Annotated in this window: 15 protein-coding genes and 1 tRNA gene; 12 read left to right on the top strand and 4 right to left on the bottom strand. The window is 71.4% G+C overall.

Going from position 1 to position 20,236, the window contains the following annotated elements:
- Positions 1-17: 17 nt before the first annotated feature.
- From AOQ53_RS24295 to AOQ53_RS24285, 3 genes are all read left to right on the top strand, one after another.
- Positions 18-899, top strand: a complete 882-nt coding sequence (locus tag AOQ53_RS24295) for a carbohydrate ABC transporter permease (protein WP_059420421.1) — start codon at positions 18-20, stop codon at positions 897-899.
- Between the two features lie 7 nt (positions 900-906).
- The gene (locus tag AOQ53_RS24290) at positions 907-1,497 is read left to right on the top strand and encodes a hypothetical protein (protein ID WP_099054679.1); all 591 of its coding nucleotides are present in this window, start codon (positions 907-909) and stop codon (positions 1,495-1,497) included.
- Positions 1,498-1,610: 113 nt separating this feature from the next.
- The gene (locus tag AOQ53_RS24285) at positions 1,611-4,352 is read left to right on the top strand and encodes an exo-rhamnogalacturonan lyase family protein (protein ID WP_059420415.1); all 2,742 of its coding nucleotides are present in this window, start codon (positions 1,611-1,613) and stop codon (positions 4,350-4,352) included.
- 18 nt (positions 4,353-4,370) lie between these two features.
- Here the strand turns inward: AOQ53_RS24285 and AOQ53_RS24280 are convergent, their stop codons facing one another.
- Positions 4,371-6,896, bottom strand: a complete 2,526-nt coding sequence (locus AOQ53_RS24280) for an SCO7613 C-terminal domain-containing membrane protein (protein WP_236711782.1) — start codon at positions 6,894-6,896, stop codon at positions 4,371-4,373.
- Between the two features lie 97 nt (positions 6,897-6,993).
- Between AOQ53_RS24280 and AOQ53_RS24275 the strand changes: the two genes are divergently transcribed.
- Both AOQ53_RS24275 and AOQ53_RS24270 read left to right on the top strand, forming a co-directional pair.
- On the top strand, positions 6,994-7,440 hold the full coding sequence (locus AOQ53_RS24275) for an SRPBCC family protein (protein ID WP_059420411.1): 447 nt from the start codon (positions 6,994-6,996) through the stop codon (positions 7,438-7,440).
- A 39-nt stretch (positions 7,441-7,479) separates the two neighbouring features.
- Positions 7,480-7,551: transfer RNA gene (locus AOQ53_RS24270), tRNA-Val, on the top strand.
- A 70-nt stretch (positions 7,552-7,621) separates the two neighbouring features.
- On the opposite strand, the gene AOQ53_RS24265 is transcribed toward AOQ53_RS24270, so the two are convergent.
- Positions 7,622-8,350, bottom strand: coding sequence for a 3'-5' exonuclease (locus AOQ53_RS24265; protein WP_059420409.1), 729 nt, complete (start codon positions 8,348-8,350; stop codon positions 7,622-7,624).
- 168 nt (positions 8,351-8,518) lie between these two features.
- On the opposite strand from AOQ53_RS24265, the gene AOQ53_RS24260 reads away from it, so the two are divergent.
- From AOQ53_RS24260 to AOQ53_RS24245, 4 genes are all read left to right on the top strand, one after another.
- Positions 8,519-9,085 (top strand): DUF4365 domain-containing protein, encoded by a 567-nt coding sequence (locus AOQ53_RS24260; RefSeq protein ID WP_059420406.1) that lies wholly within the window; start codon positions 8,519-8,521, stop codon positions 9,083-9,085.
- Positions 9,082-10,320: a hypothetical protein gene (locus tag AOQ53_RS24255; protein WP_059420404.1), complete on the top strand. Its 1,239-nt coding sequence runs from the start codon at positions 9,082-9,084 to the stop codon at positions 10,318-10,320. The genes AOQ53_RS24260 and AOQ53_RS24255 overlap by 4 nt, the downstream gene beginning before the upstream one ends.
- A gap of 93 nt (positions 10,321-10,413) precedes the next feature.
- Entirely contained in the window at positions 10,414-12,390 is a 1,977-nt protein-coding gene (gene thrS / locus AOQ53_RS24250) for a threonine--tRNA ligase (RefSeq protein ID WP_059420403.1), read from the top strand.
- Between the two features lie 89 nt (positions 12,391-12,479).
- Positions 12,480-13,040, top strand: coding sequence for an HIT family protein (locus AOQ53_RS24245; RefSeq protein WP_059420401.1), 561 nt, complete (start codon positions 12,480-12,482; stop codon positions 13,038-13,040).
- A gap of 108 nt (positions 13,041-13,148) precedes the next feature.
- Here the strand turns inward: AOQ53_RS24245 and AOQ53_RS24240 are convergent, their stop codons facing one another.
- Both AOQ53_RS24240 and AOQ53_RS24235 read right to left on the bottom strand, forming a co-directional pair.
- A complete protein-coding gene (locus tag AOQ53_RS24240) occupies positions 13,149-14,816 on the bottom strand; it encodes a hypothetical protein (RefSeq protein ID WP_059420400.1) in 1,668 nt (555 codons plus the stop codon).
- A 172-nt stretch (positions 14,817-14,988) separates the two neighbouring features.
- Entirely contained in the window at positions 14,989-17,187 is a 2,199-nt protein-coding gene (locus AOQ53_RS24235; RefSeq protein ID WP_059420399.1) for an elongation factor G-like protein EF-G2, read from the bottom strand.
- A 215-nt stretch (positions 17,188-17,402) separates the two neighbouring features.
- Here AOQ53_RS24235 and pgsA point away from each other — a divergent pair, with 215 nt between their 5' ends.
- The 3 genes from pgsA to AOQ53_RS24220 are packed head-to-tail and all read left to right on the top strand — an operon-like array spanning position 17,403 to position 20,232.
- The gene (gene pgsA / locus AOQ53_RS24230) at positions 17,403-18,167 is read left to right on the top strand and encodes a phosphatidylinositol phosphate synthase (protein ID WP_078945473.1); all 765 of its coding nucleotides are present in this window, start codon (positions 17,403-17,405) and stop codon (positions 18,165-18,167) included.
- On the top strand, positions 18,164-19,072 hold the full coding sequence (locus tag AOQ53_RS24225; protein WP_059420396.1) for a phosphatidylinositol mannoside acyltransferase: 909 nt from the start codon (positions 18,164-18,166) through the stop codon (positions 19,070-19,072). The genes pgsA and AOQ53_RS24225 overlap by 4 nt, the downstream gene beginning before the upstream one ends.
- Complete coding sequence (locus AOQ53_RS24220; protein ID WP_059420393.1) at positions 19,069-20,232, top strand: glycosyltransferase family 4 protein; 1,164 nt, start codon at positions 19,069-19,071, stop codon at positions 20,230-20,232. Before AOQ53_RS24225 ends, AOQ53_RS24220 begins: the two co-directional genes overlap by 4 nt.
- Positions 20,233-20,236: the final 4 nt, after the last annotated feature.

Below are 20,236 nucleotides of genomic sequence, written 5' to 3'. Positions count from 1 at the left end.
TACGAGGAGGGCGCCCGATGAGTGCGCAGGCCACCGACGCCACCCCACGAGCGGGCGGCCTCCGGCACAAGCTGCCCGGATCCCTCGCCTGGCACATCGGGTCGCTGCTGGTCCTCGCGGTGATCCTCTATCCGGTGATCTGGGTCATCGGCGGTTCGCTCAAGAGGAGCGAGGACATCGTCGGCAGCCTGGACCTCCTGCCGGGCGACCCGGTCCTCGACAACTACAAGAGCCTCGCCGACGGCATCGCCGACATCTCGATCTCCACCTTCTTCTTCAACTCGCTCTTCCTCGCGGTCGGTTCGGTGATCGGGATCGTGGTGTCCTGCTCGCTGACGGCGTACGCCTTCGCGAGGATCAGGTTCGCGGGCCGCAATCTGCTGTTCACCCTGATGATCGGCACCCTCCTGTTGCCGTACCACGTGCTGCTGATCCCGCAGTACGTGCTGTTCCGCAACATGGAGATGATCAACACCTACACCCCGTTGCTGCTGGGGAAGTACCTGGCCACGGAGGCGTTCTTCGTCTTCCTGATGGTGCAGTTCATGCGCAACCTGCCCAAGGAACTCGACGAGGCGGCCCGTCTCGACGGCTGCGGGCACTTGCGCATCTACTGGTCGATCATGCTGCCGCTGTGCCGCCCGGCCCTGATCACCAGCGCCATCTTCACGTTCATCAACTCCTGGAACGACTTCATGGGCCCGCTGATCTACCTCAACGAGCCCGACAAGTACACCGTTTCCCTCGGCCTGAAGATGTTCGTGGACCAGGAGGGTGTGGCCAACTACGGCGGCATGATCGCCATGTCGCTGGTCGCGCTGCTGCCGGTGCTCGCCTTCTTCCTGGCCTTCCAGCGGTATCTGATCGACGGCATGGCCACATCCGGTCTGAAGGGCTGAGGTGAGCATGGCTGGGACCCGAGTGAAGGCACGGGGGGAGTCGGCCTTCGCCGAGCGGTTCGGTGTGTTCGCCGAGTGCCTGCTGACCGGTGTGTGGATCGCGGTGGCCTCGCTGGGTGTGGTGACGTACCCGGCGGCCTTCGCCGCCGGGGCGCGGCACCTGCGGCGCCGTACCGCGCACGAGGGCGGTGGCTGGCGGGAGTTCGTCGCCGACTTCCGTACGGCCGTGCGCGGCGGGTGGCTCGCCGGGCTCGCCGGGTGGGCGGCGGTGGCCGCGGTCTGGGTGGACGTCCAGGCGGTCCGGGCGGGGATTCCCGGCGGGCCGCTGGTCGGGGCCGTCGGGGTGTGCGCGCTGATCGGCCTGGCCGTGGCCGGGCTGCGCGCGGCGGCGGTCTGGGAGCCGGACGCACGCTGGCGGGCCCTGCTCGCGGCCGCCTGGCGCCGGACGGTCCTCGACCCGGTCGGGTCCTTCCTGATCATCGCCGGGCTGGCCGTGGTGGCCGTGTCCGGCTGGTTCACCGCGCCGCTGGCGGTCCCCGTCCTCGGGGCCGTCGCGGCGGCGGCCGTCGCCGTGGAGGAGCGGTACCGGCACCGCTGACCGCCGGTGCCCTCGTCCCGGGCCGGCGCACCGGGCGCCGCGCCTCTCTCTGTCATGCCCCTGACCAGCGCACGGATGTGCTTCCCGCACGGACAAGGAAAGGCAGCATCTCTATGTCTCCCATCCCCCGCAGGAACCTCCTCAAGGCGGCCGCCGTCGCCGGAGCCGCCGCCCAGTTCAGCTGGGCACTGGGAACGCAGGACGCGCAGGCCGTCCCCAGAGCCGAGCCCGCCGACGCCGACCCGGTGATCCTCGACTGGCTGGAGGACGGCGGCCTCGGCGCGGCCCCCGGCTCCACCGTAGGCGTCCCCTGGCCGAAGGGCGCCTACCAGAAGGACCAGACGTTCGCGCTGACGGACGCGGACGGCAAGGCCGTACCCGTGCAGTCGTGGCCGATCGCCTACTGGCCCGACGGCTCCCTCAAGTGGACCGCGCACGCGGTCGGTTCGGGCGACGGCAAACTCACCCTCACCGCCGGGACGCCCGCCGCACCGCAGAAGAAGGTCACCGTCGACAAGCGCGGCGGCACCATCGACATCTCCACCGGCGTCATCACCGCGAAGATCGGCAAGTCCGGCTCCACGATCGTCAAGTCGGTCACCCGGGGCTCGACGGAGATCGCCAGGAACGGCCGGCTCGTGCTGATCCGCCAGCCCGAGATCGAGGACGAGGACCAGGGCGCGGTCAAGACCGAGCGCTTCGACGGCGCCGTCGACAAGGTCACCGTCGAACAGGAGGGCCCGGTCCGCGCGGTCGTCCGCATCGACGGCAAGCACCGCAAGGGCGGCCGCAGCTGGCTGCCCTTCTCCATCAGGCTCTACTTCTACGCGGGCGCCGAGTCGTTCCGCATGGTCCACACCCTGACCTTCGACGGCAAGCAGGAGCCCGGGAAGGCCAGTGGCGACTTCATCCGCGGGCTCGGCGTGCGCTTCCAGGTGCCGATGCGGGACGCCGCGTACGACCGGCACATCCGCATCGGCGGCGACGGCACCGGCCTGCTCCGTGAGGCCGTCAAGGGCATCACCGGCCTGCGCCGCGACCCGGGAGCGGCCGTACGCACGGCCCAGTTCGAGGGCAAGAAGCTGCCCGATCCGGCCACCTGGGACCAGCGGGTCACCACCCGCCTGCAGTACATCCCCGAGTGGGGCGACTACACCCTCTCCCAGCTGTCCGCCGACGGCTTCACGGTCCGCAAGCGGACCAAGAAGGGCCACGGCTGGATCGGCGCGGGCGGCGGCAAGCGCGCCAGCGGCTTCGGGTACGTGGGCGGCGCGAGCGGCGGCTTCGCCTTCGGCCTGAGGGACTTCTGGGAGAAGTTCCCCGCCCAGCTCGACATCCGCGACGCCCAGACCGACACGGCCGAGGTCACCCTCTGGCTCTGGTCGCCCGAGGCGCAGCCCATGGACCTGCGCTTCTACCACGACGGCATGGGCCAGGACACCTACCCCGAACAGATCGAAGGCCTCAACATCACCTACGAGGACTACGAGCCCGGCTTCGGCACCCCGTACGGCATCGCCCGCACCAGCGAACTCCTCTTCTGGGCCCACGAGTCCACGCCCGGCGCCGGGGCCATGGCCCAGCAGGTCGAGGCCGTCAGGACGCCCCCGCAGCTCGCCGCCCCGCCCAAGCAGCTCATCAAGGCGGGCGTCTTCGGCAAGCTGTTCTCCCAGCCCGACCGTTCCACCAGCGCCAAGGAGAAGATCGAGGACCACCTCGACTTCCTCTTCACCTACTACAAGGACCAGGTGGAGATGCGCCGTTGGTACGGCTTCTGGGACTACGGCGACATCATGCACAGCTACGACCCGAGCCGGCACCAGTGGTGCTACGACGTCGGCGGCTACGCCTGGGACAACTCCGAGCTCTCGCCCGACCTGTGGCTCTGGTTCGCGTACATGCGCTCCGGCCGCGCCGACATCTTCCGCTTCGCCGAGGCCATGACCCGGCACACCGGCGAGGTCGACGTCTACCACCTCGGCAAGTGGGCGGGCCTCGGCACCCGGCACGGTGTCCAGCACTACGCGGACAGCGCCAAGCAGCAGCGCATCGCCAACACCACGTACCGGCGCTACTACTACTTCCTCACGGCGGACGAACGCGTCGGCGACCTCATGCACGCCAACGTCGACTCCGACGAGACGTTCCTCGCCCTCGACCCTCTCCGCAAGATCCGCACCGAGCCGTACACGCCCGACCGCAACGCCCTGTCCATCGGTTTCGGCACCGACTGGAGCGGTCTGGTCTCGGCCTGGCTCACCGAGTGGGAGCGGCGCGGCCCCAAGTGGGAGAAGGCCAGGGCGAGGGTCCTGTCCACCATGGAGACCATCGCCGCCCAGCCCAACGGCTTCGTCCAGGGCGACGCGCTGTACGACCTGGACACCGGGAAGTTCGCCGTGGCCAAGGACCCGAAGGTCAGCGTCTCGCACCTGTCGGCGATGTTCGGCCTGGTCGAGCTGTGCGCCGAGCTGATCGACCAGGTCGACATGCCGAAGTTCAAGGAGGCGTGGCTCGACTACTGCCGCTACTTCAACGCCACCAAGGCCGAGCAGAAGGCCCGTTACGGCTCCGACTTCGGCTCCCTGCTGCTGTTCCAGGGCCACTCGCGGCAGGACGCGTACGCCGCCGTCCAGACGGGCGACGACAAGCTGGCCGCACGCGCGTGGCAGCAGTTCTACAACAGCCGGGACACCTGGGACTACAAGGAGTCCACCGACTGGTCCACGAAGAAGATCGAGGGCCCGACGGCCCTGGTCCCCGGCAGCGAGGCGGCCTGGGTGTCCACCAACGCCACGGCTCTGTACGGCCTGGCGGCCATCCAGAACCTGGCGCTGGTCGGTGACAAGATGCCGTAGCCGTTCCACGACAGGCGGCTAGTTCATCCTCCCCAGGACCTCCCGCACCCGCCGGACGTCCCGGATCCGCTGCTCGTACGTCGCCCCGAGTGCGAGCAGCAGGAGTCCGGCGAGGGCGGGAGGAGCCCAGCGGGGGAGGGCCCCGGTCACCTGCACGACGTACGGGGCTAGTTCGTGCAGCGCGACCAGGGCCAGGACCGAGCCGCCGAGCACCAGCGGTGCCTGGAGGCGGTGCCGCGCACCCAGCAGGGTGACCAGCAGTGCCGCCGTGCCCAGCAGCAACGGCCGCGTCCAGTGCGGGTCGCCCCAGGCCGTGAGGAGACTGGGCACGAGTGTGGCGGCGAGTCCGGGGCCGTACGCCGTCCAGGACGAGACCTGTGGGTCGCGGTGCCGGCGCAGGGCGCCGACGAGCAGCGCCGGAACGGTCACCGGGAGCGTGTACGCCTCGGGCGTGCCGACTTCCCACGCGGCCAGGCGCACCCAGGCGGAAAGCAAGAACAGAGCCGTGGCCGCGTAGCCGACGGGACGGCGGTCCGGACGCAGTGCCGTGCCCGCGGTGATCACGCCGCACAACGCCAGCACCAGGGCGAGCAGCGGTGGATCGGTGACCGCGAGGCCCACGGCGAGCAGGCCGGCGGCGGCTCCCACGGCCTCGACCGGCACCGTCGCCCGGGACGCACCGAGGCGCGGCGCGAGCAGGGCGGCGGCCACGGGAACGGCCAGGACCAGCAGGGCGGTCCGGGCCGGCGGCCAGTCCGCGGCGGCACCCGTCGCCGAGGCCAGGGCAGCGGCGTACACGAGGGCGGCCGGAGCCGTCACGGAGGCGAGGCTCACCCGCCACGAGGCCGAGGCGAACAGGGCTGTGAGCACCGACAGCACCACGAGCGTCGCGGTCTGGGAGGCGAGGGAGGCCAGGGACAGGCTGACGGAGGTGGTGAGGGAGAGCAGGAGGGCGGTGAGCCGCGCGGCGGACACCGCGGCGCGGCCCGCGTGCGCGGCAGCCGCTGTCATGACCCCCAGGACCACCATCCCGGCGACGTACGGAATCCCGAAGACCGCCGGAAGTGTCAGTGCCGTGGCCCATACCAGGCCCAGCGCGCCGATACGGGCCCGCGAACGCCACTGCTCCGCACGGCTCACCAGGGCGAGAACGGCCGCGACGGCAAGCAGCACGACGGGAGCCGCCGCCGCGTCGGGCGGCCAGGGCGCCTCGACGGCCACGGCGGCCCGGGCGTCCGACGGCGCGCCGCTCCAGACCCGGCCGATCCAGCCGGCCGGCCCCAGCACCACCACGGCGACGACGGGCAGCGCCCACAGCACGGCCAGCGCCTGTACGGCCCCGGAGGCCCAGGCGAACCCAAGCCGCACCGCGTCCGGCAGCCGCCCGGCCCGCACCGCCGCCAGCAGGACGATCCCGCAGACCAGACAGGCCGGAACCGTCCAGATCTCCGGCAGCCAGGAGCGGGCCGTCCCGCCGAACGCACCGACGGCCAGGAGGCCCGAGACGACCGCGAGCCCGAGGGCGTGCTTCACGCCCGGGCCTTGCCAGGGCGCGTCCGTGCTTGAGGCCGAGCCGGGGCCCGTGCCCGAGCCGGAGCCAGTACCCGAGCTGGGGCCCGTGCCCGAGCCGGAGCCAGTACCCGAGCCGGAGCCGGAGCCCGAGCCCGAAAGTGAACCCGCCCCCCACCAAGCCGCACCCACCGCGATCGTCGCCGCGAGAAGGAGAAGTGCCCCGGCGCGGGCCGCGGCGCTCGGGGTGTCAGCCGTCAGGGACAGCCAGCCGGCGGTCAGGGTGCCCAAGGCGCCCGTGGAGTACGCCCCGGCCATGGCGGTGATCCGTACGGAACCGCTCCTCACCCGCAGCGCGGCCACCGCGTCCAGCCCGGCCGTCACCAATAGCGCGGCGCTGATCACGTACGGCCCCGCGTCGGCGGACAGGGCCCACAGCAGCAGCGGGAACTGGGCCGCCGTCAGTCCGCAGGGCAGGGGCAGTCGCAGCGCGGCCGTGACCGGCAGCAGACCGTACGCCGACCAGATCCCCGCCAGCACCGCCGTCGCGGCCGCCGCGTACCCCGTCCCGTCCGTCCCGGGGAGAGCGGCCTCGTGCAGGGCGTAGGCGTCCAGGACGGTCAGCGCGAGGCCCAGCCCCGCCACGGACTCGGCCGTCGAACGCAGCCCTCGCTTCAGCAGGAGCGCCGGCCCGGTGAGCGCGGCCAGCGTGACCGCGCCGAGCACCAGAGCCCGCCCGGTGATCCCCATGTGTCCCCAGCTGACCAGCGTGAACACCGCCGCCGCGAGCGTGAGCAGCACACCGCCGAGCACCAGCAGCACGTTCTGCACACTGGGCGCCGCGGTTTCCGGGCGGGGCGGTGCGGCGGGCGGCGGCTGCGTCCGCGCCTGAGCCCGCGCCTGCTGCTGTGTCTGTTGCAGGGTCGCGACCAGCCAGGCGCGACGGGCCAGCAACTGGGTGCGGCGGGAGTCCAGTTGCCAGAGTTCGGCATCGAGGAGCCGCAACTCCTCGGCCGGGGGCGGAAGGTGCGTCATGACCGGCAGTGTGGTCCGCGTCACCCCGCACGGCATGAGTGCGGATACTCAGGCGCGTACTCAGACTGCCCGCACCGCAAGTGGGCAGACTGCCGTCATGGACTGGAACCACTACCGTTTCCGCAGTCTGTGGACCCTGCCCGCGCCGCCCGCCCCCGTGTACGAGGCGCTGGAACGCGCCGAGGACTACCCTCGGTGGTGGCGCCAGGTCCGGGAGGTGACCCGGCTCGACGACACGACGAGGGTGGTCCGGATCCGCTCCGTCCTGCCGTACGACATGACCTTCACGGCGCGGGACGCGCGACGTGATCCCGGGGCCGGCGTGCTGGAGATCGCCCTGTCCGGTGACATGGAGGGCTGGGCACGCTGGACGGTCACCCCGGACGGGGCGGGGACTCTCGCGCGGTACGACCAGGTCGTCGACGTCCGCAAACCGCTGCTGCGGCGGCTCGCCGTGCCGTGCCGGCCCGCCTTCCGGGTCAATCACCGGCTGATGATGCGCATGGGAGCGCGCGGACTGGCCAGGCACCTCCGAACGGTTTGAAGGAAACGTGCCGGGACCTGTATTGTTCAGTGCGTTCCCGGGCGATTAGCTCAGTGGGAGAGCGCTTCGTTCACACCGAAGAGGTCACTGGTTCGAACCCAGTATCGCCCACCGGAAACAGCCGGTCCGTCGCAGACGGACCGGTTTTTTCATGCCCTGCGCAGGCGTCCTGCCCAAGTGCTCAGGCCGCCGCCGGCAGATCCGGACGCAGCGGCCAGGCCGGGTCGACCGCCTCCTCCACGCCGCTGCGCGCGAACCACGCCTGGAGCCCCCGGGCCTGCGCCGCGTGCCACACCGCCTGAAGCGTGTGCAGCTCACCGGGGGCGAGACGCTCCAGCCGCGACGCGAAACGGCGGCCCACCGCCCGGGTGACCTCCAGCGCCGCCACGGCGTCGGCCGCCGCGTCGTGCGCGCCCTCCAGGGCGACGCCGTAGTGCGCGCACAGATCGGTCAGCGTGCGGCGGCCCTTGCGATAGCGGTCCAGGTGCTTGTCCAGGACCCTCGGGTCCAGCACGTACAGCGGCGCCGACTCGAACCAGCGGCTCAGGGCCGAGGCGCGATGGCGGCGCAACTCCCGGTCGAACAGGGTCAGATCGAACGGCGCGTTCATCACCACGACCGGGCGGCCGACGTGCGCCTGCTCGGCGAGCGCCTCCGCTATCTCGAACATCACTGGCGCCGGCCACCGGCCGTTGCGCTGGAGGTGTTCCTCCGTCAGCCCGTGCACAGCCGTCGCCTCGGCGGGCACCGGCACGCCCGGGTTCACCAGCCAGCGGCTGACCCGCGGCCGGACGCCCGGGGCGTCCTGGACGACGACGGCGGCCGACACGATGCGGTCGGTCTCGACGTCCACGCCCGTCGTCTCCGTGTCGAAGGCGGCCAGCGGCCCTTCGTACCAGCACGTCGTCATAGCCACACAACCCCTCGTTCCCTTCGGCAGTTGACGCACCGTCCGCTGCCCGATTCGGTGATACCCGGGCTGTTTGCGCCGTACGCCGGAAGGAGACAACAGGAGTACGGGTCCGCGCAGTTCAGCGGCCCGCAGCGGGGACTCACTTGTTCTGGAAGGCTGTTGGCCATGGCCATAGCGCAGCCCGAACGGGGCGGGCTGCTGCCCGAGCGCACGGCTCCCTCTCGCGGCACTCTCGCCACCACCGCCTGCATGGAGACACTCCAGGTCGGCTATCTGCACGCCGTCGCGGCGGCCGCCGGCTGCTCGCTCTCCCAGCCGTTCCCCGACAACGGCATCGACTGGCACGTCAGCCACAGCGCCCCCGGGCACACGGTCGACGACGAGGTCACCATCAAGGTGCAGCTCAAAGCCACGTACCAGGTGCCGCCCAACCCACCGGGCCGCACCTTCGCCTTCACGCTCGACAACGACCACCTGGCGAAGCTCGCCCGCACCCCCGTGTCGGTGCACAAGATCCTGGTGGTGATGCTGGTGCCGCGCGCCCAGGACGACTGGCTGCGCGCCGGCCACGACCGGCTCGACCTCAGGCACTGCTGCTACTGGACCAACCTCGCCGGCCAGCCGATCACCGGCCGCCGCCGCACCACCGTGCGGATACCGACCTCACGCATCTTCGACGACCGGGCGCTGTGCGAGATCATGACGCGGGTCGGGACGGGAGGGAAACCGTGACGCACCGCCCGACCGAGGAGCCCGTCAGGCAGGTGCGGCCCCACCCCGTCGACACGACGGGCTGGAACGGCCGCCCGCCCGAGCTCGTGGACGTCGACCCGGCCGTGCTCGGCGCCCTGCTCCGGCGGCACGGCTGGCAGCGCCGCGGCGGCGCCCCGGGCCGCTACGGCCGCTGGACCCCGCCCGGCCCCGGCGGCAGCGGCACCAGTCTCCTCGTGCCCGAGAGCCGCGCCTTCCCTGACAGCGACGACCTGCTCGCCGAGGCCCTGCTCGCCCTGTCCCGCAGCGGCTCGCCCTCCGCCCGCGAGGTCCTCGTCTCCCTCACCGTCCCCAGCGACGAGATCCGCTGGTGGCACGACGTCCCCGCCGGGCCCGCCGGAACGGCGCCCTGGACCGTCGAGGACCGGCTGCGCACCGCCGCCCGCCGGATGCTGCTCGCGGCGGCCCTCGCCACCCGCGCCCGGGCCGGCTACCACGGCGCCCGCCACCGGCGCTCCGCCGCCGCGTCCCTGGACAACGTCCTCGTCGGCTCCGCGACGGACGGCCGGCTCACCGCCTTCGTGCCCGTCGCCGGCGGACGCCCCCTGGCCGTCCGCCTCCACCAGGCCCTGTACGCCACCCGTGAGGCCGTCGACTACCAGCGGGCCGCCGGTGGCATGGACGCCTTCGACGCCGCGGTCGAGGCGGGGGTGTGCCACGAGCTCACCGAGGCCCTCGTCGCCCTGGTCCGGGGCACGGAGGGCGCCCGGATCGCCGTCGAGTGGGCCCCGGCCGCCGGTGTGCCCGAGGGCTGTGCGTCCTCCGCCGAGCCCGTCGAGTTCTCACCCGGCGACCTGCCCGTGCTGCGCGAGGCCGGCGCCCGCTACCTGCGCGAGGAACCCTCCGTACCGGTCCGGATCACGGGAGCGGTGGTACGGATGCGCAGGTCGGGGCCGCGCGGCGACGGCACCGTACGGCTGCGGGTGCTGGCCGGGGCCGACGTACCCAATGTCCGGATCACCCTCGACGAGGAGGCCTACCGGATCGCCGGGCACGCCCACCTCGTCGGACTGCCGGTGCGGGTCCAGGGGCGGCTGGAGAGCCGGGGCGGCTTCCGGCGCCTCACCGGCGCCCACGGCGTCGTACCGGTGCAGGTCGACGACGCCGAGCGGGACCGCCTCATGAAGGCGCTCCAGGAGAACGCCGGGATGGCGGCCTTCCTCGAGGAGGCCTGCGGAGGGGACTGCGGGGACTGATTTCGCTCAGGGCGGTCCTGGGTCGGTACGATCCATACTCGTGCGCGCGCTCCGGTATGGCGCCGCGACCCCACCTTCAGTCAGGAGAGACCGGTGTCAGACGTCCGTGTGATCATCCAGCGCGATTCCGAGCGGGAAGAACGCGTGGTGACGACGGGCGCTACGGCCGCCGAGCTCTTCGCCGGCGAGCGCTCGATCATCGCCGCGCGCGTGGGCGGCGAGCTCAGGGACCTGTCGTACGCCCTGTCCGACGGCGACGAGGTCGAGGGCGTCGAGATCTCCTCCGAGGACGGCCTCAACATCCTGCGCCACTCCACGGCGCACGTCATGGCGCAGGCCGTGCAGGAGCTGTTCCCCGAGGCCAAGCTCGGCATCGGCCCGCCCGTCAAGGACGGTTTCTACTACGACTTCGACGTCGAGAAGCCGTTCACGCCCGAGGATCTCAAGGCCATCGAGAAGAAGATGCAGGAGATCCAGAAGCGGGGGCAGAAGTTCGCCCGCCGCGTGGTCACCGACGAGGCCGCCCGCGAGGAGCTGGCGAACGAGCCGTACAAGCTGGAGCTGATCGGGCTCAAGGGCTCCGCCTCCTCCGACGACGGCGCGGACGTCGAGGTCGGCGCCGGTGAGCTGACGATCTACGACAACCTGGACGCCAAGACCGGCGAGCTGTGCTGGAAGGACCTCTGCCGCGGTCCCCACCTGCCGTCGACCCGTGCGATCCCGGCGTTCAAGCTGATGCGCAACGCGGCCGCCTACTGGCGCGGCAGCGAGAAGAACCCCATGCTCCAGCGCATCTACGGCACCGCCTGGCCCACCAAGGACGAGCTGAAGGCGCACCTGGAGTTCCTCGCCGAGGCCGAGAAGCGCGACCACCGCAAGCTCGGCAGCGAGCTCGACCTGTTCTCCATCCCGGAGCAGATCGGCTCCGGCCTCGCCGTCTTCCACCCCAAGGGCGGCGTCATCCGCCGGGTCATGGAGGACTACTCGCGGCGCCGCCACGAGGAGGAGGGCTACGAGTTCGTCTACACCCCGCACGCGACGAAGGGGAAGCTCTTCGAGACCTCGGGCCACCTGGACTGGTACGCCGACGGCATGTACCCGCCCATGCAGCTCGACGAGGGCGTGGACTACTACCTCAAGCCCATGAACTGCCCGATGCACAACCTGGTCTTCGACGCGCGCGGGCGCTCCTACCGTGAGCTGCCGCTGCGCCTGTTCGAGTTCGGGACGGTGTACCGGTACGAGAAGTCCGGTGTCGTGCACGGCCTGACCCGCGCCCGCGGCTTCACCCAGGACGACGCGCACATCTACTGCACTCGCGAGCAGATGTCGGAGGAGCTCGACAAGACGCTCACCTTCGTCCTCGGCCTGCTGCGCGACTACGGCCTGACCGACTTCTACCTGGAGCTGTCCACCAAGGACCCGGAGAAGTTCGTCGGCTCGGACGAGGCCTGGGAGGAGGCCACGGAGACCCTGCGCCAGGTGGCGGAGAAGCAGGGCCTGCCCCTCGTTCCCGACCCGGGCGGCGCCGCCTTCTACGGCCCGAAGATCTCCGTCCAGACCAAGGACGCCATCGGCCGCACCTGGCAGATGTCGACCATCCAGCTCGACTTCAACCTGCCGGAGCGCTTCGACCTGGAGTACACCGGCCCGGACGGCGCCAAGCAGCGCCCGGTCATGATCCACCGCGCGCTGTTCGGCTCGATCGAACGCTTCTTCGCGGTGCTCCTGGAGCATTACGCGGGTGCCTTCCCGGCGTGGCTGGCCCCGGTCCAGGCGGTCGGCATCCCGATCGGCGACGCACACGTCGAGTACCTGGAGAAGTTCGCGGCGGCGGCCAGGAAGAAGGGCCTGCGCGTCGAGGTCGACTCCTCCTCGGACCGGATGCAGAAGAAGATCCGCAACGCCCAGAAGCAGAAGGTGCCCTTCATGGTCATCGCGGGCGACGAGGACATGTCCCACGGGTCCGTGTCCTTCCGCTACCGCGACGGCTCCCAGGAGAACGGCATCCCGTTCGACGAGGCCATCGCGAAGATCATGAAGGTCGTCGAGGAGCGGGCGCAGGTCTGACCGCACCGCGTGACCGCGGCCTGACCGGACCGCGTACGGGCCCCCGGGAGATCCCGGGGGCCTTTGCCGTACCCCCAGCTCCACGCCATATGCTGCACTGCATGACGAGTGAGCCGGAGCAGCAGCTGGGAGTGGGGACGCAGGACGCGTTCCAGCGTCTGTGGACGCCCCATCGGATGGCCTACATCCAGGGTGAGAACAAGCCGAGCGGCCCGGGCGCCGGCGACGGCTGCCCCTTCTGCTCCATCCCGGCCAAGTCCGACGAGGACGGGCTGGTCGTCAGGCGCGGCGAGCAGGTCTACGCGGTGCTCAATCTGTACCCGTACAACGGCGGGCACCTGATGACCGTGCCCTACCGGCATGTCGCCGACTACACCGACCTCACGGCGGGGGAGACCGCCGAGCTCGGCGAGCTGACCAAGCAGGCGATGACGGCCCTGCGCACGGCCTCCGGCGCCCACGGCTTCAACATCGGCATGAACCAGGGCTCTGTCGCCGGTGCGGGCATCGCGGCGCATCTGCACCAGCACATCGTGCCGAGGTGGGGTGGCGACACGAACTTCATGCCGGTGGTGGGGCATACGCGGGTGCTGCCGCAGCTTCTCGCCGACACCAGGAAGATGCTGGCGGAGGCCTGGCCGACGGCCTAGCCTGCGGGCAGTCGTGCCGCTGGGGCGGCCCGGGTGGGCGGGCGGCACCCCGCAGCGCCGTGTTGCGCTCCCACCCCGCCCCAGCCGCAACTCACGGCACCTCGACACCTAGGCGTCGTACACATCCGCCTTCTTGGGCGAAGCCTCCTGCACCGCCCCACTGAGCGCCGCCGACCTGGACCCGAACTTCTCCACGTCGACCCCGTTCTCCCTCAGCACCTTCAACGCCGCCGCGTGCACCACACGCAGCACAGGTGTAGCCGCCCGCAGCGCATCGTCCGCCATGAACCGATGCCGCCAAGGCTGGTCCGCCCACGCGTGCCGCAGACCGAACGGCTCCGGAAGCGTCAGACTGCCGCCGAGCCAGTTCAACAGCGGCGGATACCAGGTCAGCGGGGCGCGCGCGGCCAGCCGCACCACCTCGTCGGCGTCGATCAGGGGCATCTTCACGGTGCGGGTCTCCCAGAAGCGGAAGGCCTTCTGGACCGTCTTCTCCTTGGCCGCGGGCTTCTCGTTGAACAGGGAGTTGACCGGCCCCAGGGCGTGCCCGGTGACCTCGATGCGCAGGGTGTTGTGCAGCACCGTCACCGTGATCAGCATCGTGATGACCAGATGGCCGTCCCAGAGGGTCCACTGCACGCCGAGATAGTGCCGGTCACCGCTGCCGAACTGCTGCTTGTTGCAGATCTCCTGTATGGCGTGCGTGCGGACCGTGTACGCGTCGACGTCCGCGCCGCTCGGCCGGGAGACCTCCGTCGCCTTCTCGCCGATCGGTGTGACGATCCAGTGCGTGATGGACGGCTTGGTGAAGCCGCCGGTGTTGATGGACGTGCGCTCCAGCATGCCCAGGCCGCCCTGGATCGCCACGATGACGTCCCAGCTGCGGAAGGGGTGGAAGTCCTTGCCCGGCTCGGCGGACACCAGTTCCTCGGCCAGCTGCCAGCTGCCCCACCGCGTGCCCATGCCGAGTATGCCCTTGGGCCCGGCGTAGAAGACCGAGTTGGACCGCTGCTCGGCGCTCAGGCGCGCCAGCTCCTTGCGGACCTGCTCGGCCGCGTCGCCTGGGTTGCCCGGAACGGCCTCGGGGATCTTGGCGCCCACGCCACCGCCCGCCAGCATGCTCGACCAGCGCTCCCGCAGGTCGAGGGCCGTCCGCTCGCAGACATGCTTGGCCCAGAACCAGCCGACGACCGGCATGATGACCGCCGCGCGCCCGTACAAGGCCCAGAAGCCCGTGAACGGCATGCGGATCAGGAACAGCACGGCGAGCGCGCCCACCGCGACCAGCAGGGTCGTGGCGAGGGCGCCGGCGCGCTTGTCCTCGCGCTTGGTCATGGTGGTGCGCAGCGTGAACACCAGCAGCCATACGAGGAAGCCCGGCAGGAAGAGCACGCCGCAGATCACCGTGATCGCCGAGAGCCGGTTGTCGCGGTCGCGGCGGATGCGGTGGGCCGCCAGACAGTGCTCCACGACGACCTGGGGCTCGATGCCGAAGGACTGGATGACCGGCTTGCGCCCGGCGCCGAGCATGCGGTCGATGACGGCGCGGGAGAAGGCCTCGCCGAAGTTGGGGCGGAAGATCTTCGCCCAGGGGCGCGGTGGGGTCACCTTCGACTGATGCCACTCGTTGTCGGCGTTCAGGATCTTGGTGACCTCGTCGTCGCGGTACGCCGCCGCGGCCAGCGCGTAGGTCGCCGCCGTCTGGCCAGCCGAACCCGCCAGAGGCACCTGGGCCCCTGGGCTGAAGTCGAATCCGTCCGTCACTGCCGCCCCCATCGCTGCCGCTTCCGCATCAAGCGGCCTTCCCGACTTCCGCGCTTCGCACACCTGTTGATCAGGTCATCAGCGTATCCGCACGCACCGACATCCGTCGGCGGGCGGTCCTCGGAACCGCCCGCCTGTGCGGAGGGAGCCCTCACGAGGGCCACTCGGCCCCCTCAGGCCTCAACTAGGAGGCCTTGCGCTCCTCTTCACGGACCCGGTCCGCGACCTGTTGCGGCATCGGCTCGTGCCGTACGTACCGGCGGCTGAAGCGTGCCGTTCCGTGCGACATCGACCGCAGGTCGATCGCGTAGCGACCGATCTCGATCTCCGGCACCTCGGCCCGGATCAGGGTGCGCCCGCCGGGTGTCTGCTCGGTGCCGAGCACCCGGCCGCGCCGCCCCGACAGGTCGCTCATCACGGTGCCCACGAACTCGTCGCCGACCAGCACCGACACCTCGTCCACCGGCTCCAGCAGATGGATCTTCGCGTCGGTCGCGGCATCCCGCAGCGCGAGCGCACCGGCCGTCTGGAACGCGGCGTCGGAGGAGTCCACCGAGTGCGCCTTGCCGTCCAGGAGGGTCACGCGTACGTCGATGAGCGGATACCCGGCGGCGACTCCCTTGGCGGCCTGGGCCCGTACGCCCTTCTCCACCGACGGGATGAACTGCCGGGGCACCGCGCCGCCGACCACCTTGTCCACGAACTCGATGCCCGAGCCGCCCGGCAGCGGCTCCACCTCGATCTCGCAGATGGCGAACTGCCCGTGCCCCCCGGACTGTTTGACGTGCCGGCCGCGCCCGGCCGACTTGGCCGCGAACGTTTCGCGCAGCGACACCTTGTGCGGTACGACGTCGACCTGGACGCCGTAGCGGCTGCGCAGCCGCTCCAGGGCGACGTCCGCGTGCGCCTCGCCCAGGCACCACAGGACCACCTGGTGGGTGTCCTGGTTCTGTTCCAGCCGCATCGTCGGGTCCTCGGCGACCAGCCGGGCCAGGCCCTGCGAGAGCTTGTCCTCGTCCGGCTTGCTGTGCGCCTGGATGGCCAGCGGCAGCAGCGGGTCGGGCATCTGCCACGGCTCCATGAGCAGCGGGTCGTCCTTGGCGGACAGGGTGTCCCCGGTCTCGGCGCGGCTCAGTTTCGCCACGCACGCCAGGTCGCCCGCGATGACGTGCGACACCGGGCGCTGCTGTTTGCCGAAGGGGGTGGACAGGGCACCGATCCGCTCGTCGACGTCGTGGTCCTCGTGCCCGCGGTCGGCCAGGCCGTGCCCGGAGACGTGGACCGTCTGGTCGGCGCGCAGGGTGCCGGAGAACACGCGGATCAGCGACAGCCGGCCGACGTACGGGTCGGAGGAGGTCTTCACGACCTCCGCGACCAGCGGCGCGTCCGGGTCGCACGGCTTGAGCTCGCGCGGCTTGCCGTCGATCGTCGTCACCCGCACCGTCTCGTGCTCCAGCGGCGTGGGGAAGCCCCGGGTGATCAGCTCCAGCAACTCCACCGTGCCGAGTCCCTGCCGGGAGCCCTCGGCCGCGGGGGCGGCGGCCAGGACGGGGAAGAAGACCCCGCGCGCCACGGCCCGCTCCAGGTCGTCGATCAGCGTCTTGACGTCGACCGGTTCCCCGCCGAGGTAGCGGTCCATGAGGGTCTCGTCCTCGCTCTCCGAGATGATCCCCTCGATCAGCCGGTTGCGGGCCTCATCGATCAGCGGCAGCTGGTCCTCGCCCGGCTCCGACTCCTTGCGCTCGCCGGTCGAGTAGTCGAACAGTTTCTGCGACAGCAGCCCGATCAGGCCGGTCACGGGCGCGTGCCCGTCCGGCGCCTCGGGGCCGCGCAGCGGCAGGTAGAGCGGCAGGACCGCGTCGGGGTCGTCCGCGCCGAAGGCCTCCGCGCAGATCCGCGTCATCTCCTCGAAGTCGGCGCGCGCCGCCTCCAGGTGCGTGACGACGATGGCTCGCGGCATGCCCACGGCCGCGCACTCCTCCCACACCATGCGGGTCGAGCCGTCCACACCGTCCGAGGCCGAGACGACGAAGAGGGCCGCGTCCGCCGCTCGCAGACCGGCCCTGAGCTCACCGACGAAGTCGGCGTATCCGGGGGTGTCGAGGAGATTGACCTTGATGCCGTCCCACTCGACGGGTACCAGGGAGAGCTGCACCGAGCGCTGCTGCCGGTGCTCGATCTCGTCGTAGTCGGAGACGGTGCCGCCGTCCTCCACGCGGCCCGCCCGGTTCAGTGCCCCCGCCGTGAGCGCGAGGGCTTCCACCAACGTGGTCTTGCCCGATCCGGAGTGGCCGACCAGCACCACATTCCGTACGGACTGGGGGTGGTCGGCCGCCTGTGCCCTGCCGGCGGCCCCAGGGTGTGTCTGTGCCTTGTCGCCCATGATCCTGCCTCCCGTGCACGGTGAGGTCACTGTGGGCGCGGACACGCGGGATCCGCGTGCGGTGCGGCTCCGGCGACGCCCGCGGTTATTCGACCTTCCCACTCCCGTCACGGTGCGTCCATACGAAGGACGTGATCGCGCCCCGCCCCGCGCACCGGTGCGCCGTGACACGGGCCTCGGGTCCCGCCCGTCGCCCGCACGCGCGCGTGGCTACGATGGGCCAGCCGGTGGCCAGCAGGGGCCAGACGGCGACACCGACCCTCGGGAAGGCCATGCTGAACAAGTACGCGCGTGCATTCTTCACGCGTGTTCTCACACCGTTCGCCGCGTTTCTGATCCGGCGGGGCGTCAGCCCCGACACCGTCACGCTCATCGGCACCGCCGGTGTGGTCGCGGGCGCGTTGGTCTTCTACCCCGTGGGCGAGTTCTTCTGGGGCACGGTCGTGATCACGCTGTTCGTGTTCTCCGACCTGGTCGACGGCAACATGGCCCGGCAGCTCGGCCGCTCCAGCCGCTGGGGCGCCTTCCTGGACTCCACGCTGGACCGGGTCGCCGACGGGGCGATCTTCGGCGGCTTCATCCTCTGGTACGCCGGCGGGGGCGACGACCTCGTCCTGTGCGCCGTCTCGATCTTCTGCCTGGCGAGCGGCCAGGTGGTGTCGTACACCAAGGCCCGCGGCGAGTCGATCGGCCTGCCGGTCGCTGTCAACGGGCTGGTCGAGCGGGCCGAGCGGCTGGTGATCTCCCTGGTCGCGGCCGGTCTCGCGGGCCTGCACGCGTTCGGTGTCCCGGGCATCCAGTACCTGCTGCCGGTCGCCCTGTGGATCGTCGCCGTGGGCAGCCTCGTCACGCTCATCCAGCGGGTCGTCACGGTCCGCCGCGAGTCCGCGGAGGCCGAGGCCGCGGCCGCCGCGTCCGCGCAGGACGACAATGAGGGCGAGCAGGAAAACGCCTCTCACGGGAGCGAGGCATCCACGTGAGCGCACAGGACCGGCTGACGGACGCGCTGTACGGCCTCGGCTGGAGCACGGTCAAGAAGCTCCCCGAGCCGGTCGCCGTACGGCTGGGCAACACGATCGCCGACCTCACCTGGAAGCAGCGCGGCAAGGGCGTACAGCGCCTGGAGAGCAACTACGCGCGCGTGGTGCCCGGCGCGAGCCCCGAGCGCCTCGCCGAGCTCTCGCGCGCGGGCATGCGGTCGTACCTGCGTTACTGGATGGAGTCCTTCCGCCTCCCCGCCTGGAGCAGGCAGCGCATCGAGAGCGGCTTCGTCGGCAAGGACCTGCACTACCTGACCGAGGGCCTGGCCGCCGGCAAGGGCGTCATCCTCGCCCTGCCCCACCTGGCCAACTGGGACCTCGCCGGCGCCTGGGTCACCACCAAGCTGGGCATCCCCTTCACGACGGTCGCCGAGCGCCTGAAGCCCGAGTCGCTGTACGACCGGTTCGTCGCCTACCGCGAGGGCCTCGGCATGGAGGTCCTGCCGCACAGCGGCGGCACCGCCTTCGGCACCCTGGCCCGGCGGCTGCGCGACGGCGGCCTGGTCTGCCTGGTCGCCGACCGTGACCTGTCCGCCTCCGGCGTCGAGGTCGGCTTCTTCGGCGACACGGCCCGGATGCCGGCCGGACCGGCCCTGCTCGCCCAGCAGACGGGCGCCCTGCTGCTCCCCGTCACTCTCTGGTACGACGACTCGCCCGTGATGCGGGGCCGTGTCCACCCGCCCGTCGAGGTGCCCGAGTCGGGCACACGCGCCGAGAAGACGTCGGTCATGACACAGGCGCTGGCCGACGCCTTCGCCACGGGGATCGCCGACCATCCGGAGGACTGGCACATGCTGCAGCGCTTGTGGCTCGCGGACCTCGACCCCGCGAAGGGGACGTCGTGAGGATCGGCATCGTCTGCCCGTACTCCTGGGACGTACCGGGCGGGGTCCAGTTCCACATCCGCGACCTGGCCGAGTACTTCCTCCGCCTCGGCCACGAGGTGTCCGTCCTCGCCCCGGCCGACGACGACACCCCGCTCCCGCCCTACGTCGTCTCGGCAGGGCGCGCGGTGCCGGTGCCGTACAACGGCTCGGTGGCCCGGCTCAACTTCGGTTTCCTGAGCGCCGCCCGGGTGCGCCGCTGGCTGCACGACGGCGCGTTCGACGTGATCCACATCCACGAGCCGACCTCACCGTCGCTGGGGCTGCTGACCTGCTGGGCGGCCCAGGGACCGATCGTCGCCACGTTCCACACGTCCAACCCGCGCTCCCGCGCGATGATCGCCGCGTACGCGATCCTCCAGGCCGCCCTGGAGAAGATCAGCGCGCGGATCGCGGTGAGCGAGTACGCCCGCCGCACGCTGGTGGAGCACCTCGGCGGGGACGCGGTGGTGATCCCGAACGGCGTCGACGTCGACTTCTTCGCCAAGGCCGAGCCCAAGGCCGAGTGGCAGGGGGACACGATCGGCTTCATAGGGCGCATCGACGAGCCCCGCAAGGGCCTGCCGGTGCTGATGAAGGCGCTGCCGAAGATCCTCGCCGCCCGTCCGCAGACCCGGCTGCTGGTCGCCGGGCGCGGTGACGAGGAGGAGGCGGTGGAGTCACTGCCCGCCGAGCTGCGCTCCCGCGTCGAGTTCCTCGGTATGGTCAGCGACGAGGACAAGGCCCGCTTCCTGCGCAGCGTCGACCTGTACGTCGCGCCCAACACCGGCGGCGAGAGCTTCGGGATCATCCTGGTCGAGGCCATGTCCGCGGGAGCCCCCGTCCTCGCCTCCGACCTGGACGCCTTCGCCCAGGTCCTGGACCGGGGAGAGGCCGGCGAACTGTTCCCCAACGAGGACGCCGACGCCCTTGCCGACGCGGCCGTACGCCTGCTGGACGACCCGGCCCGGCGCGCGGAACTGCGCGAGCGGGGCAGCGCCCACGTGCGGCGCTTCGACTGGTCGACCGTCGGCGCGGACATCCTGTCCGTCTACGAGACGGTGACGGCGGGCGCGGCGGCGGTTGCGGAGGACGAGCGGGTGACCGGGTGGTGGGCCAGGCTGGGATTCGCCCGGGACTGACGTG

The sequence above is a fragment of the Streptomyces azureus genome (genome assembly GCF_001270025.1).
Lineage (GTDB): Bacteria > Actinomycetota > Actinomycetes > Streptomycetales > Streptomycetaceae > Streptomyces > Streptomyces azureus.
Note: the sequence above shows the minus strand (reverse complement) of the source record. Positions and strands in the feature narration are given on the sequence as shown.

Coding starts and splice junctions, on each gene's coding strand:
- AOQ53_RS24295 (WP_059420421.1), top strand. CDS start 18: ATGAGTGCGCAGGCCACCGACGCCACCCCACGAGCGGGCGGCCTCCGG.
- AOQ53_RS24290 (WP_099054679.1), top strand. CDS start 907: ATGGCTGGGACCCGAGTGAAGGCACGGGGGGAGTCGGCCTTCGCCGAG.
- AOQ53_RS24240 (WP_059420400.1), bottom strand. CDS start 14,816: ATGGGGGCGGCAGTGACGGACGGATTCGACTTCAGCCCAGGGGCCCAG.
- AOQ53_RS24265 (WP_059420409.1), bottom strand. CDS start 8,350: ATGACGACGTGCTGGTACGAAGGGCCGCTGGCCGCCTTCGACACGGAG.
- AOQ53_RS24260 (WP_059420406.1), top strand. CDS start 8,519: ATGGCCATAGCGCAGCCCGAACGGGGCGGGCTGCTGCCCGAGCGCACG.
- pgsA (WP_078945473.1), top strand. CDS start 17,403: ATGGGCCAGCCGGTGGCCAGCAGGGGCCAGACGGCGACACCGACCCTC.
- AOQ53_RS24275 (WP_059420411.1), top strand. CDS start 6,994: ATGGACTGGAACCACTACCGTTTCCGCAGTCTGTGGACCCTGCCCGCG.
- AOQ53_RS24280 (WP_236711782.1), bottom strand. CDS start 6,896: ATGACGCACCTTCCGCCCCCGGCCGAGGAGTTGCGGCTCCTCGATGCC.
- AOQ53_RS24285 (WP_059420415.1), top strand. CDS start 1,611: ATGTCTCCCATCCCCCGCAGGAACCTCCTCAAGGCGGCCGCCGTCGCC.
- AOQ53_RS24245 (WP_059420401.1), top strand. CDS start 12,480: ATGCTGCACTGCATGACGAGTGAGCCGGAGCAGCAGCTGGGAGTGGGG.
- AOQ53_RS24235 (WP_059420399.1), bottom strand. CDS start 17,187: ATGGGCGACAAGGCACAGACACACCCTGGGGCCGCCGGCAGGGCACAG.